This window comes from Streptosporangium sp. NBC_01755 (genome assembly GCF_035917995.1).
GTDB lineage: Bacteria > Actinomycetota > Actinomycetes > Streptosporangiales > Streptosporangiaceae > Streptosporangium.
Map to the genome: position 1 here is coordinate 2,003,226 of NZ_CP109131.1, position 13,219 is coordinate 2,016,444.

Consider the following 13,219-nt stretch of genomic DNA (forward strand, 5'->3'; position numbering starts at 1 on the left):
GGCCTGCGGCTCCTCAACGCTCACCGGGGCCAAAGCCCAAGGGCTTCCGGCGAACGCAAATGGTGATCAGCAGCGGGCCGACGAGACTCAGGAAGAGCGTGGTGGTCGCCGTAGGGTTTTCTCGGCAAATCACCTCCGATTTGGACCGGTGCATCACCGCCCCCAGACGCCTATGTGATCGCTCTGGTTTACCTGGAGCCCACAGTTAATGTCGGTAATTTGCTGACAAGACTGATCTGTCCCCGAAAGAATGCGGAACCGTCCAGCGTCTAACCAACTGGAGGAACCGACATGCGCAGACCGCTAGGGGTACTGCTGTGCCTCGGGAGCCTGGCGGCCCTCAGCACGCCGATCGCCACGGCTAACGCCGCGAGCGCCCCCTTGGCCGAGTGCCGCGTGTACGCCGCCAAGCCGTACGTCACCGCGGCGGGACGGATCCAGGCGTCCGCCGCACGGCTGGGCTGCGACGACACCGCGCTGGTCCGCATCCGCATCAAGCGCGCCGTGGCCGGTGCCGACCCGGTCGTCAAGAGCGCCTCCCTGCGCGGGACCAACGGACGGGTGACCGTGAGGCTGTCGTGCGCCCCCGGCGTCTACTACTCCGTCGTCACCGACTACCGGGGCAATGTCAGCCGCTCCACGGCCGTCAGGCTCGCCTGCTCCCCCACGCCCACCCCGACCTCCACCGCCAAGCCGACACCGGCCCCTGTTCCCACCGCCACTCCCACCACCCCCGGCACCACGGCTCCCACACCCGCACCGGGAGGGTCCTCCACCTCGGAGGAGGTGGTGCGCCTGACCAACGCCGAGCGGCAGAAGGGCGGCTGTGCTCCACTCGTCTCCGACCCCCAGCTGCGCTCGGCCGCGCAGGGCCACTCCGCCGACATGGCGGCCAAGAACTACTTCAGCCACACCTCGGCGGACGGCAGGAACCTGACCGCCCGCATCAAGGCGAGCGGGTTCAGCCCGGTGCGAGCCTGGGCGGAGAACATCGCGATGGGCCAGCGCACCCCCGCCGAAGTGGTGCGGGCCTGGATGAACAGCTCCGGTCACCGAGCCAACATCATGAACTGCGGCTACACCCACCTCGGAGTGGGCGTGGCCAACAGCTCCCGTGGCATCTACTGGACCCAGAACTTCGCCAAGCACTGAGCACCCACCGGGTACCGGATCCGGCCGGGCCCCAGGCCCTGGGCCCGGCCGGACTCCGCGTCCGACCGGCTCCCACGCCCCGGCCAGGGTATGGGAGCCGGTCGGCCATCCCCGTGAAAACGGCACGCGCCCCCGCGACGAGTTCACGTCGCGGGGGCGCGGGCCATACCGGGCGCCTGGCGCAGCCGGCTCCTACTTCAGCCAGCTCATCATCGGGCGGAGCTTGGCACCGGTCTTCTCGATCGGGTGCTCGGCGAGCTCCTCGCGGTAGGCGGTGAACCTCTTCTGACCGCTGTCGAACTCCTCCACCAGTTCCCTGGCGAACTCACCGGACTGGATCTCGGCGAGGATGCGCTGCATCTCCTTCTTGGTCTCCTGCGTCACCACGCGCGGGCCACGGGAGTAGCCGCCGTACTCGGCAGTGTCGGAGACCGACCAGTACATCTTGTGGATGCCGCCCTCGTACATCAGGTCGACGATCAGCTTCATCTCGTGCAGGCACTCGAAGTAGGCGACCTCGGGCTGGTAGCCCGCCTCGATCAGGGTCTCGAAACCGGCCTTGATCAGCTCGGACACACCGCCGCAGAGCACGGCCTGCTCACCGAACAGGTCGGTCTCGGTCTCCTCCTTGAAGGTCGTCTTCAGCGCGCCGGCGCGAGTGCCGCCGATGCCCTTGGCGTAGGACAGGGCGAGGTCCAGGGCGTTCCCGCTGGCGTCCTTCTCCACCGCGACGAGGCACGGCACGCCGCGGCCCGCGGTGTACTGGCGGCGCACGAGGTGACCAGGGCCCTTGGGGGCGACCATGGCCACGTCCACACCCTCCGGCGCCTCGATGAGGCCGTAGCGGATGTTCAGGCCGTGCCCGAAGAAGAGCGCGTCGCCCTCGACCAGGTTCGGGGCCACGTGGTCGGCGTACAGGTGGCGCTGGATGTGGTCCGGCGCGAGAATCATGGTCAGGTCGGCCTCTTCGACGGCCTCCGAGGGCGTGAGCACCCGCAGGCCATCGGCCTCGGCCTTCTCCCGGCTCTTGGAACCCTCGGGCAGGCCGACCCGGACGTCCACGCCGGAGTCGCGCAGCGAGAGCGCGTGGGCGTGGCCCTGGCTGCCGTATCCCAGAACGGCGACGTGCCGGCCCTGGATGATCGACAGGTCGGCCTGGTCGTCGTAGAAGATCTCAGTCACTTGCTCAACCTTTCGGGTTTCTCATGTGCGTTATGCGGTCCGGTCCAGGGCCCGGAGAGAACGGTCGGTGATGGAACGGGCGCCGCGGCCGATGGCCACCATGCCCGACTGGACAAGCTCCTTGATACCGAACGGCTCAAGGACCTTGATGAAGGCCTGCAGCTTGTCCGGCGTGCCGGTGACCTCGATGGTCACCGCGTCCGAGGAGACGTCGACGCAGCGCGCCCGGAACAGGTTGACCAGCTCCAGCACGTTGGAGCGGTTGTCGGCGTCGGCACGCACCTTGATCAGTGTGAGCTCGCGCTGCACCGACTGCGCCGGGTCGAGCTCCACGATCTTCAGCACGTTGACGAGCTTGTTGAGCTGCTTGGTGACCTGCTCCAACGGCAGGTCGGCGACGCTGACCACGATGGTCATCCTGGAGATGTCCGCGTGCTCGGTCGGCCCGACCGCCAGCGAGTCGATGTTGAACCCCCTGCGGCTGAACAGCGCCGCGACGCGCGCGAGCACGCCGGGCTTGTTCTCCACCAGCACGGAGAGCGTGTGCCTGCTCATGCCTAGTCCTCGCTGTCCCAGACCGGCGCCATGTCGCGCGCGAACTTGATGTCGTCGTTGCTGGTCCCGGCCGCGACCATCGGCCACACCATGGCGTCCTGATGCACCACGAAGTCGACCACCACCGGCACGTCGTTGATCTCCATGGCCTTCTTGATCGTCGCGTCCACGTCCTCGGGACGCTCGCACCGCAACCCCACACAACCGTAGGCCTCGGCGAGCTTGACGAAGTCGGGGATGCGGCGGACCGTCTGCAGGTCGGTGTTGGAGTAACGCTTGTTGTAGAACAGCGTCTGCCACTGCCGGACCATGCCCAGGTTACCGTTGTTGATGATCGCGACCTTGATCGGCACACCCTCGATCGTGCAGGTGGCGAGCTCCTGATTGGTCATCTGGAAGCAGCCGTCACCGTCGATGGCCCAGACCGTGACGTCTGGCCGACCCATCTTGGCACCCATCGCCGCCGGGAGGGCGAAGCCCATGGTGCCCGCGCCGCCGGAGTTGATGAACGTGCCGGGGTTCTCGTAGCCGATGAACTGCGCGGCCCACATCTGGTGCTGGCCGACCCCGGCGGTGTAGATCGTGTCCGGGCCGACGAGCGCGCCCAGCCGCTCCATCACGTACTGCGGGGCGAGGGAGCCGTCCTCGAACTCGGTGTAGCCCAGCGGGTAGGTCGCCTTGTAGGCGTTGAGCGCCTTCCACCAGTCGGCGTAGTCGCCCGCGCGCCCCTCATTGCGCACCGCCGTGATCAGTTCGGAGATGACCTCCTTGCAGTCGCCCACGATCGGGACGTCCGCGTGCCGGTTCTTGGAGATCTCCGCCGGGTCGATGTCCGCATGGACGATCTTCGCGTACGGCGCGAAGCTCGACAGGTCGCCGGTGACGCGGTCGTCGAAGCGGACACCGAGCCCGATGATCAGGTCGGCCTTCTGTAGCGCGCCGACCGCCGACACCGAGCCGTGCATGCCGGGCATGCCCATGTGCTGCGGGTGGCTGTCGGGGAAGGTGCCCCGCGCCATCAGGGTGGTGACCACCGGGATGCCGGTCAACTCGGCGAACTCCAGCAGCTGTGCCGACGCCCCCGCCCGGTGCACGCCACCGCCCACGTAGAGCACGGGCCTGCCGGCGTTGGCGATGAGCTTGGCCGCCTCGCGGATCTGCTTGGAGTGCGGCCGGGTCACCGGCCGGTAGCCGGGCAGCTGCATGACGACCGGCCACTCGAAGGTCATCTTCGCCTGGAGCGCGTCCTTGGCGATGTCGACCAGCACCGGCCCCGGACGCCCGGTCGAGGCGATGTGGAATGCCTCCACGATCGTCCTGGGGATGTCGTTGGGGTCGGTGATCAGGAAGTTGTGCTTCGTGATCGGCATGGTGATGCCGGAGATGTCGGCTTCCTGGAAGGCGTCGGTGCCGATGGCGTGGCTGGCCACCTGGCCGGTGATCGCGACCATCGGGACCGAGTCCATGTAGGCGTCGGCGATCGGGGTGACCAGGTTGGTCGCGCCGGGACCGCTGGTGGCCATGCAGACCCCGACCTTGCCAGTGGCCTGCGCATAGCCCTGGGCCGCATGCCCCGCCCCCTGCTCGTGCCGTACAAGCACGTGCCGGACCTTGGTCGAGTCGTAGAGGGGATCATAGGCGGGGAGAATCGCGCCGCCCGGGATCCCGAACACAGTGTCGACCCCGACGTGCTCCAGCGCCCTCACGAGGGCCTGGGCTCCTGTCATCTGTTCGGTCATCGGCTCGTTCCTTGTGGCTGAACATGCTTGGTGGCATAAAAAATGCCCCATTCCGCTTGATCGGCGGAGCTGGGGCGGCGCGCAGGTCGAAGTACTTCGCTCAGCGACCTGCGCGCCGGTGAAGTACTACGAGGATCCCACGGTCAATCTGCATGCCTCCACCTTGGCCGACGAAGTGCCCCCGCGTCAAATTCATGGGACACATATCTCAGAGTCCAAGATGTGAGGTCATGCGTGCGTCCCGAGGCTGGAGAGGCTGGTGCGCATCAGCGAGTCGACGCCGCGCGCGGCCATCGGGCGCGCCACCAGGAATCCCTGGCCTCGGGTGCAGCCCATCTCGCGCAGCGATTCCAGCTGCTCGGGCCGCTCGATGCCCTCGGCGACCACGATCAGCCCCAGGTCGTGACCGAGCCGCACGATCGTACGGGTCAGCAGGGTCAGCGTCTCGTCGCGACCGAGCCCGGACACGAAGGAAGGGTCGATCTTGATCATGTCGACCGGTAGCTGCCGCAGCAGCGCCAGCGAGGCGTAGCCGGTGCCGAAGTCGTCGATGGCCAGCCGGACCCCGAGGGTGCGCAGCTCGGAGAGCCGGGCGATGATCTGCTCGGCGTCCTCGACCAGCATCTCCTCGATGACCTCCAGGGTCAGCGCGCTGGGCGGCAGTCCGCTCTCGACCAGGGCCGACTCGACGGTCTCCACGAAACGCGGCGCCATGATCTGCCGGGCGGACAGGTTGAGCGAGAGCCCGATCTCCCACGCGGAGGCGCGCCAGGCGGCCACCTCCCGGCATGCCTCGCGCAGGATCCACTCGCTCAGCGGCACGATCAGGCCGGTGTCCTCCGCCGGGCCGAGAAACTGCTCGGGCGGCACGAACTCGCCCCCCCGGCACCAGCGCACCAGCGCCTCGACGGCGGTGACGCGCGAGGTGGCCAGGTCGACCACCGGCTGGTACTCGATCACGAACTGGTCTTCCAGCAGCGCCCGCTGCAGGTCGGCGGCGAGCTCCAGGCGCCGTACCACGTCGGCGTGCATGTGCGCGGCGAACACCTCGACCCTGCGCCCGCCCAGCTCCTTGGCCCTGGCCATCGCCACGTCGGCGTTGCGGATCAGATCGGCGGAGGAGACGTCGTCGGCCGCGAAGGCCACCCCGACGCTCGCGGTCAGCGCGATGTCGCGGTCGGCCACCCGGAACGGCTCGGACGAGACCGTACGAACCAGTCGCTCGGCCAGGTCCACCGCCGTCTGGGCGTCGGCCGCCTCAAGCAGCACCGCGAACTCGTCTCCGCCCCAGCGCGCCAGGGTGTCGTCGGTCCGTACGGCGGCGCGGAGCCTGCGGGCCGCCTGGCCGAGCAGGTAGTCGCCGCTGGCGTGGCCGACCGAGTCGTTCACCGCGGTGAAGCCGTCCAGGTCCAGGAAGACCACGGCGACGCTGCTCGCGCTGGGACGGCCGAGCACCTCGCGGGTGCGCTCCTCGAAGTAGGCCCGGTTGGGCAGGCCCGTGACGCCGTCATGGAAGGTCAGGTGGGCGACCTGGCTGCGCAGGGCCTCCTGGTCGCTGATGTCGCGGGTGGTGACGAGCAGCAGACCCTCGCCGCGCACGTGCCGGGTGGCGACCGACTCGGCGGGACGCCAGGTACCGTCGGAGGCTCGGACCCGGCAGGCGACCATGCATGCGCCAGGCCCCTCCTCGGGCTCCTCCTCCAGGCTCATCGCGCTCAGCGCCCTCTGGATTCCCGGCACGTCCTCGGGATGGATGTAGTCGAAGATCTTCCCGCCGACCAGCTCCTCGGGGCGGTACCCGTACGTGATCTCGACACCCTCGCCGATCTGCCGCACCACGCCGTCGTAGTCGCAGAGCAGGACCACGTCGCCGGCGCTCTCGGCCAGGTCGTGCAGCTGCCGCTCACCGAAATGGAGCAGGCTACGCAGCCGCCCGGTCTCCAGCAGCATCACGAACATGCGGACCAGCAGAACCGCGACGATCGACGCGCACACCGAGGCCAGCACCACCGGCGGCCCCTGCACCCCGCCGCCGATAACCTTCAGGAGCACGACGACGGCGGCCACCGCGACAAGGAACAGCGGCACCGCCGCGATCAGCGAGGACGTGCTCTCCCGGAGGAGGGGCTCGTCGTCCTCGAGATCCGGCGGTCGCGCCGCGCGCCCGCTCCACGGGACCGCGGCGAGCACCAGGAACGCGACGGGGGCCAGCCACACCCAGGTGAGCGACGGCGTGTCACCGCTCACCCGGGCCAGCGCGGTGATCGTCTCGGAGGTCGCGACGGCGGCCAGCACGGCCAGCGCCGCCAGGCCGACCGGCCAGGCCGACCTCCTGATCGGCACCACGGCGGGGCCCACGACGCAGGCGAGGATCAGGCAGAACAGGGGTGAGGCGAAGGTGACCGCGATGTTGCCCGCGTCGCCGGCGTCGCGGTAGACCGGTCCCACCAACGTCACCCAGATGATCACCAGGATGGAGGCGGCGCACACGTAGGAGTCGGCGAGGTCGCGCAGCAGGGCATGCCCTCGGGCGGGCCGGGTCGCCGACAGCACGGCACCGACGGCGATCATGGCCGTACCGGCCAGGAGCACCAGGTCGGCGAAGGTCACCACGAACGGCGCGCCGTCCGCGATCGGCCGCACCCCCACCCCGGCCAGCCAGGTGACCGAGCCACCCGCCAGCCAGCGCCAGGCCAGCGCCCTGCGCCGGCCGATCCCCCTGGAGGCCGCGGTGAACAGGGAGCCCGCGGCGGCCGCCGCGGTGACGACGCCCGCCACCGCCTCGACGACCACGGCGGGAGCGCCGCCGACAAGAGCGGCAACGAGCCCCACCACGCCGACGGCGGCGGCGGTCAGCGCTACCCGGGGGTCACGCCAGCGGATCAATGTCGTCTGCCCATCGGTGTCGTTTTGGTGTGTTCTGCTCCCGCAGCATCCTTTGCTCGCTGCGCTCGTGCCGCCGGCGCGAGCGTCGTCCTCGTCGCTCGTACCGGCACACGGCCAGTGTGGGCCGTCCAGCCCGCGCGAGGGGCGACAACACCGTAGTCGTCACCGATCTGATAACCGCGCGGGCGATGGAAATCGCTTTAGCCGACGGTACGCACCGCAGGTCACGAGGCAGCCACGGTCCGGATTCCTTTGCCGGTCAGTAGGAACCCGTGATCACATTTTTGAGCGGCTCGCCCGCGAGGTAGCGCAGCAGTTGGGAGCGGAGCAGTTTCAGCGTGCGCCGTACGGACGCCGGGCTGCTGCCCGCGACGTGCGGGGTGATGAAGACCCCCGGCGCGCTCCACAACGGGTGCCCCTCGGGCAGCGGCTCGGGATCGGTGACGTCGAGCGCGGCGAGGATCCGGCCGCTGCCCAGCTCGGCGACGAGAGCGGCGGTGTCGACCACCGAGCCCCTGGCCGCGTTCACCAGGACGGCGCCCTCCTTCATCGCCGCCAGGAAGCCGGCGTCCACCATGCCGGCGGTCGCGGGGGTGGACGGCACGAGCAGCACCACCACATCCGCCGCGGGCAGCAGGGCGGGCAGCTCGTCCATGCCGTGCACGCCGGGCCTGGCGGTCCTGGCCACCCGGACGACGTCCACCTCAAAACCGTCGAGCCGTCGTTCCAGCGCCTCACCGATCGAGCCATAGCCGACGATCAGGACCGTGGAGTCGGCCAGCACCCCGGTGTGGTGGTAGGTCCACTCACCCTTCCGCTGCGCGTGGGCGAACCCGGGGAACTCCCGGAGCACGGCGATCATGGCTCCCACCGCCCACTCGGCGGTACCCGCGTCGTGCACGCCCCGGGCGTTGCACAGCGTCACCCCCTCCGTCAGGTGCGGCCGGTAGGCGTCGACACCCGCCGTGACGGTCTGCAGCAACCGCAGGCCGGTCATCCGGGCGAGCAACTCGGGGAGATCCGCCACCGGCATCAGCGGTGGAATCCAGACCTCGACCTTCTCCGCCCCCTCCTGCACCGGCCCCGTGCCGTCGTAGACGACACACTCGACCTCGGGCAGATCACACAGAACGTCGGCGGCGGCTTTCGAGGGGACCCAGATCTTCATCCTCGCATTATCCAAGCGCGATGCCCGTGAGCCACTACTCGTCCGCGCTTCCCTCGGGCACGCACTTCAGGTCGAGTTCGGGGCGGTAGACCGTGGTCTTCTTGACGCGCTTGATCTCCTTGCCGTCCTGCTTGAAGACGCGCCAGACGTCGATCGTGAAGCCCTGCTGGCCGACCATCGGGATGCAGGCGGGGCCGCTGTCGGTCGCGCTCTTGAACGGGGTGACGTTATAGCGCCCGGACGAGATCGACTCGATCTCGTACCGCTTGGTACTCCAGAAGGCGACGGTGACCCCGCTGTTGTCGAAGGAGGTCTTCACCAGCACCCCGTACGGCGAGTCGTTCTTCCAGCGGAAGTCGGGCTGGGGCCAGGAGACCGTGGACTCCCGTCCGGCGGGGTAGCGGGAGATGTAGAACTCGTGTGCCATGTGCTGGACGTCTTCAAGGCCGCCGAAGAACACCGCGTTGTACATCGTGGTTACGAACTGGGAGATTCCACCGCCGACCGAGTCGACCAGCCTGCCGCCCTGGATCATGGGGGCGGGGACGAAGCCACGGGCGGTGTCGCGCTGGCCGATGACACCGTTGAGCGAGAAGGTCTCGCCCGGCTTGACCAGGTAACCGTCCATCAGCTTGGCGATCGCCCTGATGTTGGTCACCCGCGGCGGGCAGCATTCGTAGGGCGTGGTGAACTGGCTGATCCGCTCCTTGATGCCGAGCTTGCGCGCCTCGGCGTCGGACATCCGCGGCCGGACCGTGGTCATGGCCACCGGGATCGTCCGGTCTCCGTCACGGGCGACCATCTCGGCCACGTCGGCCGCGAGCCGCTCGTCGTCGATGCCCTTCCCCTTGCGGCCGGGCACCAGCTTCGGCTTTCCGCCGACGATCTGGAACGTGGGGTCGCGCGGGGCCACTGCCGGATCGACGAGTTCCCCCTCCACCGAGGCCACGGCGCTCCTGGCGTCGAACACCGGGCGCATCCCGCCGGCACCTTCCGGCTCGAAGGACAGGTGCGCGGCGAGGGTCTCCACCGGCAACTGGACCTGCTTGCCGGAGAAGGTCAGGGTGACCGGCCCGGACAGAGCCTTGACCGCGTCGTTCGCGGCCTTCTTGACCGTCTCCGCACCGACCTTGGGCTTGATCACCGAGACCGGGAGCCGGACCTCCTTCGCCGGGCCGAGGAAGGCGTCCGTGATCGCGGCGACCGCGGCCTCCCTCTCCAGCGCCCTGCCGTCGCGGGGCGTCACGACGACGGGCTTGACGCCCTTGAACGTGACCGAGCCCTCGCGGACCTTGAGGTCGATCTTCTTGGCCAGGCCCGCGACCGCGGTCTTCATCGCCTCGGGGTCGGTGGAGATCCTGGGGTCCAGCTCGGTGGTGCCGGTGAAGGCCCGCCAGACCTCGACGGGGGTGGGGAAGTCGCTGGGCGCCCGGTCGATGGTGGCGACCACGTCGAACTCCAGCCCCGCCTTGCCCGGGTCGAAGTCATAGCGCTTGCCCGCGGCCAGGAGGGTCATCTCCTCCGACGCCTCGCCCGCCAGGCGGTCTCTGAGCTTGTCGGCCGCCTCGGTCGCGGTCAGACCGCCGATGTCGACACCCCGCACCGTGGTGCCCGGCAGCATCTTGCCGGACATGATGACCGCGGGCACCGCGTAGGCGAGGCCGACGACGAACAGCACGGCGAGGACGATCAGGAAGACCCCGCGGCCCTTGCGACGGCTTGGGGGCGGCTCCTCGTAACGGAGCCCGCCAGGTGGCGGGAACCCCCCGTCGCCGCCGGGGACGAGCGAGGGCTCGTCCCGCCGGAAGGAGGGCTCGGGCGGGGCCGCCATCTGCCAGGGCTGCGGCGGCTGTGCCGCGGGCGGGAGCGCCGTCGCCCCGCGGGCCGGTGCGGCGGGACCGCCGAAGCCGGTGGAGCCGGTGGAGCCGAAGATGTCAGGTGAGACTCCCGGAGGAAGGCGCGAGCCATCCTGGGAATGCCCGGCCTGTGCTCCCGGAGGACGGCGCGGATCGCGGGCACCGGGCGGGACAGGACGCGAGGGGAGCGGCATCGCCTCAAAGGGATCCGTCGGCGGGTCCACAGACGCTCCGGCGTTCCGCACGGCCTCCGTCTCCTCCTGCTTCGCAGCTTCTACCTCCTGTAACCCTAAACCACATCGGTCAACCAACAACCGAAAAGAAATAACAAATCAACCAGTCCAGCGGTAGCGGTGCTCGGGCCGGCCCGCGGTGCCGTACTTCGGACGGAGCTCCGCCTGACCCGCCGCGCACAGGTGCTCCAGGTACCGGCGGGCGCCGACTCTGGAGAGACCGGTGATCGCCGCCGCCTCGGCCGCCGACATGTCGGTGTCACTCTTCCTGAGCGCGGCGGCCACCGGGGTGCACGTGGTGGCCGACAACCCTTTGGGCAGTGGCGGCTGGACCCCCTATTACCGTGCCGAAGAGCTGGTCGACCTCGTCCTGGCGCGCCTCGTCCCCGAGAGTGGCCGGCCTCCGGCGGATCTCGGCGTACTGCCCAAGGCCTCCTCCACCCTGGTGCTGTCCGACGACTCCAGGGTGGAGGAGGCCTTGGGCAGTACGGGCTGCAGCCGGGGCCGCAGCTGTTCGACCACAACCCGGCGCTGGTCTGGGGCATGATCGCCTCGCTGTTCGTGGGCAACACCATGCTGCTGGTGCTCAACCTGCCGCTGGCTCCGCTCTGGGCCCGGGCCGCTGGCTCCGCTCTGGGCCCGGGTGCTGCAGATCCCCCGCCCCTACCTCTACTCGGGGATCACGCTGTTCGCGGCGCTCGGCGTCTACGCGCTGAACTCCTCCTGGGTGGAGCTGGTCATCCTCTACCTTCTGGGCCTGCCCGGTTTCGCGATGCGCCGGTTCGGCCTGCCCATCGCCCCGGCGGTGATCGGCCTGATCCTGGGCCCGATGGCCGAGATCCAACTCCGCCGGGCCCTGGCCATCGGCGCGGGCGACGCGACGGTCCTGGTCAGGAGCCCGATCGCGGCGACGCTGCTGGTCGTCTCGCTCCTGGCGCTGTTCACCCCCCTCATCAGGAAGACGATCGCCCGTCGCGGAGCCTGACCGGCGCCGAGGGCGCTGACGTGCAAAACGGAAACGGCCGCCCGACCGTGGGAAGTCGGGCGGCCGGGCTTATCCCGGAGGGCAGGCTATTCCCGCAGGGTGTCCACCGCCGGGCCGTTGAATTTCCGGCCGTCCTCCCTGGCCAGATAGGTACACGAAACCCATCCCGTGGTGCCGGAGGGCAGCCCCGAAGCCGAACTGGCACCCAGCCGGAAGTTGCACCAGCCGTTCGTCGAGAGCGGATTGAGAATCTGACCGTAATCGCCGTGGTAGAGATAGCCGATAACCGTCGCCCCTCCCGGGCTCGATCGCAGACGCACCCCGTTGGCGATGACCACCGCGTCCACGGCAGGGAGCGCCGCCAGGGCGAAAGCACTGTTCACATGGGTCGCCTGAGCGGGGACGGCCACAACGGCCATTCCCGCGGCGGCCGTCAACGTCACGGCGGCGAATGCCAGAAACCTTTTCATTGGACGTCTTCCGATCGCGAGGTCAGGTCGTGCCGGAGTGACAGTAGGGACTGCAGTGAATACTGTGCAAGCCATCAAGAATTTCGTCAATACCTACTCGGTTTCAAAAATGTGAATTACCACATAAAAAAGGCCCCTCCGATTACTGGAATGCAAGCGACCGAAAGGACCTTCACCTCCGCTGCATGACCGAGAGGACCTTCACCTCCGCTGCATGACCGAAAGGACCTTCACCTCCGCTACACGACCGAGAGGACCAGAGCCCCGTCCCTATCCATCCACCGCAGCCCGTCCATCATGAGCCCCGGAAAGTGGTCGCCCTGGTCGACGAGGCCGGGCCCAGCAGCCGATCAAGGTTGCGGCGCGCGTGGGCGCGTACGGAGCCCCGCGAAACGGGTCGCGTCCCCGGGCCGGCCTTCGGGATCTCCGCCCACACCCGTGATGAGCCTCCCTCCGAAATCGGCGTGCCACAAGCAGGACACAAGTAACCCACAAGTGATCGTTCATAGGTTTCTCCACATGACCGGGTGCCGAAGACGGGGGCCCGGTGGCCGGTTCTCGACACCGAGGCCGGATGACCAGTGGGGGTCGCGGCGATGCGACCGAGAGGAGTGACCATGTCGAAGATCACGATCGACGACCTGCCCTTCGAGGGCGCCGAGCTGGCCGAGGCCGAACTGAGCGAGGTGTCCGGCGGCAGGTGGTCGGTCAGCGCCTGGAAGAAGGACCTGCCGTGCGAGTGGTGGCAGTACTGACCCGAGCACACGACCGTACCGCAGCGACGCGACCGAGAGGAGTGACCATGTCGAAGATCACGATCGACGACCTGCCCTTCGAGGGCGCCGAGCTGGCCGAGGCCGAACTGGGCCAGGTGTCCGGCGGTATGCCCGGGTGGGTGCTGACCTACCGCCCTGAGGGCTGTGTCCGCGAGTCCGCCAACTGATCGGGCCGCCCAACCGGCACCGAGAACCCGCCCGCCGTGAGACGGGCCGG

The 13,219-nt window shown here is 69.0% G+C and carries 12 protein-coding genes and 1 pseudogene; 5 read left to right on the forward strand and 8 right to left on the reverse strand.

The window, feature by feature from the left end; translation table 11 throughout:
• The first annotated feature begins 291 nt into the window (after nucleotides 1–291).
• Nucleotides 292–1,152, forward strand: coding sequence for a CAP domain-containing protein (locus tag OG884_RS09090; protein ID WP_326644043.1), 861 nt, complete (start codon nucleotides 292–294; stop codon nucleotides 1,150–1,152).
• A gap of 192 nt (nucleotides 1,153–1,344) precedes the next feature.
• On the opposite strand, the gene ilvC is transcribed toward OG884_RS09090, so the two are convergent.
• From ilvC to OG884_RS09125, 7 genes are all read right to left on the reverse strand, one after another.
• Complete coding sequence (gene ilvC, locus OG884_RS09095; RefSeq protein WP_326646885.1) at nucleotides 1,345–2,325, reverse strand: ketol-acid reductoisomerase; 981 nt, start codon at nucleotides 2,323–2,325, stop codon at nucleotides 1,345–1,347.
• A 39-nt stretch (nucleotides 2,326–2,364) separates the two neighbouring features.
• Entirely contained in the window at nucleotides 2,365–2,889 is a 525-nt protein-coding gene (gene ilvN / locus OG884_RS09100; protein WP_326644045.1) for an acetolactate synthase small subunit, read from the reverse strand.
• 2 nt (nucleotides 2,890–2,891) lie between these two features.
• Entirely contained in the window at nucleotides 2,892–4,679 is a 1,788-nt protein-coding gene (locus OG884_RS09105) for an acetolactate synthase large subunit (RefSeq protein WP_326644047.1), read from the reverse strand.
• A 177-nt stretch (nucleotides 4,680–4,856) separates the two neighbouring features.
• Nucleotides 4,857–7,514 carry a putative bifunctional diguanylate cyclase/phosphodiesterase gene (locus OG884_RS09110; RefSeq protein WP_326644048.1) on the reverse strand — a complete coding sequence of 886 codons (2,658 nt, stop codon included), beginning with the start codon at nucleotides 7,512–7,514 and terminating at the stop codon, nucleotides 4,857–4,859.
• Between the two features lie 259 nt (nucleotides 7,515–7,773).
• Nucleotides 7,774–8,682 carry a 2-hydroxyacid dehydrogenase gene (locus OG884_RS09115; RefSeq protein WP_326644049.1) on the reverse strand — a complete coding sequence of 303 codons (909 nt, stop codon included), beginning with the start codon at nucleotides 8,680–8,682 and terminating at the stop codon, nucleotides 7,774–7,776.
• 34 nt (nucleotides 8,683–8,716) lie between these two features.
• Complete coding sequence (locus tag OG884_RS09120; protein WP_326644051.1) at nucleotides 8,717–10,732, reverse strand: VanW family protein; 2,016 nt, start codon at nucleotides 10,730–10,732, stop codon at nucleotides 8,717–8,719.
• Nucleotides 10,733–10,870: 138 nt separating this feature from the next.
• Complete coding sequence (locus tag OG884_RS09125; RefSeq protein ID WP_326644052.1) at nucleotides 10,871–11,023, reverse strand: hypothetical protein; 153 nt, start codon at nucleotides 11,021–11,023, stop codon at nucleotides 10,871–10,873.
• On the opposite strand from OG884_RS09125, the pseudogene OG884_RS09130 reads away from it, so the two are divergent.
• Nucleotides 10,955–11,308: pseudogene (locus OG884_RS09130) on the forward strand (hypothetical protein); the annotation flags it as partial. The gene OG884_RS09125 and the pseudogene OG884_RS09130 sit on opposite strands and share 69 nt — an antisense overlap.
• A gap of 106 nt (nucleotides 11,309–11,414) precedes the next feature.
• Nucleotides 11,415–11,756: a tripartite tricarboxylate transporter permease gene (locus OG884_RS09135; RefSeq protein WP_326644054.1), complete on the forward strand. Its 342-nt coding sequence runs from the start codon at nucleotides 11,415–11,417 to the stop codon at nucleotides 11,754–11,756.
• A gap of 86 nt (nucleotides 11,757–11,842) precedes the next feature.
• On the opposite strand, the gene OG884_RS09140 is transcribed toward OG884_RS09135, so the two are convergent.
• Nucleotides 11,843–12,199, reverse strand: coding sequence for an SH3 domain-containing protein (locus tag OG884_RS09140; protein WP_326644055.1), 357 nt, complete (start codon nucleotides 12,197–12,199; stop codon nucleotides 11,843–11,845).
• A 644-nt stretch (nucleotides 12,200–12,843) separates the two neighbouring features.
• On the opposite strand from OG884_RS09140, the gene OG884_RS09145 reads away from it, so the two are divergent.
• Together OG884_RS09145 and OG884_RS09150 are read left to right on the forward strand one after the other, a co-directional pair.
• Nucleotides 12,844–12,981 (forward strand): putative ATP-grasp target RiPP, encoded by a 138-nt coding sequence (locus OG884_RS09145; RefSeq protein WP_326644056.1) that lies wholly within the window; start codon nucleotides 12,844–12,846, stop codon nucleotides 12,979–12,981.
• Nucleotides 12,982–13,028: 47 nt separating this feature from the next.
• Complete coding sequence (locus OG884_RS09150; protein WP_326644058.1) at nucleotides 13,029–13,169, forward strand: putative ATP-grasp target RiPP; 141 nt, start codon at nucleotides 13,029–13,031, stop codon at nucleotides 13,167–13,169.
• The last annotated feature ends 50 nt before the right edge of the window (nucleotides 13,170–13,219 follow it).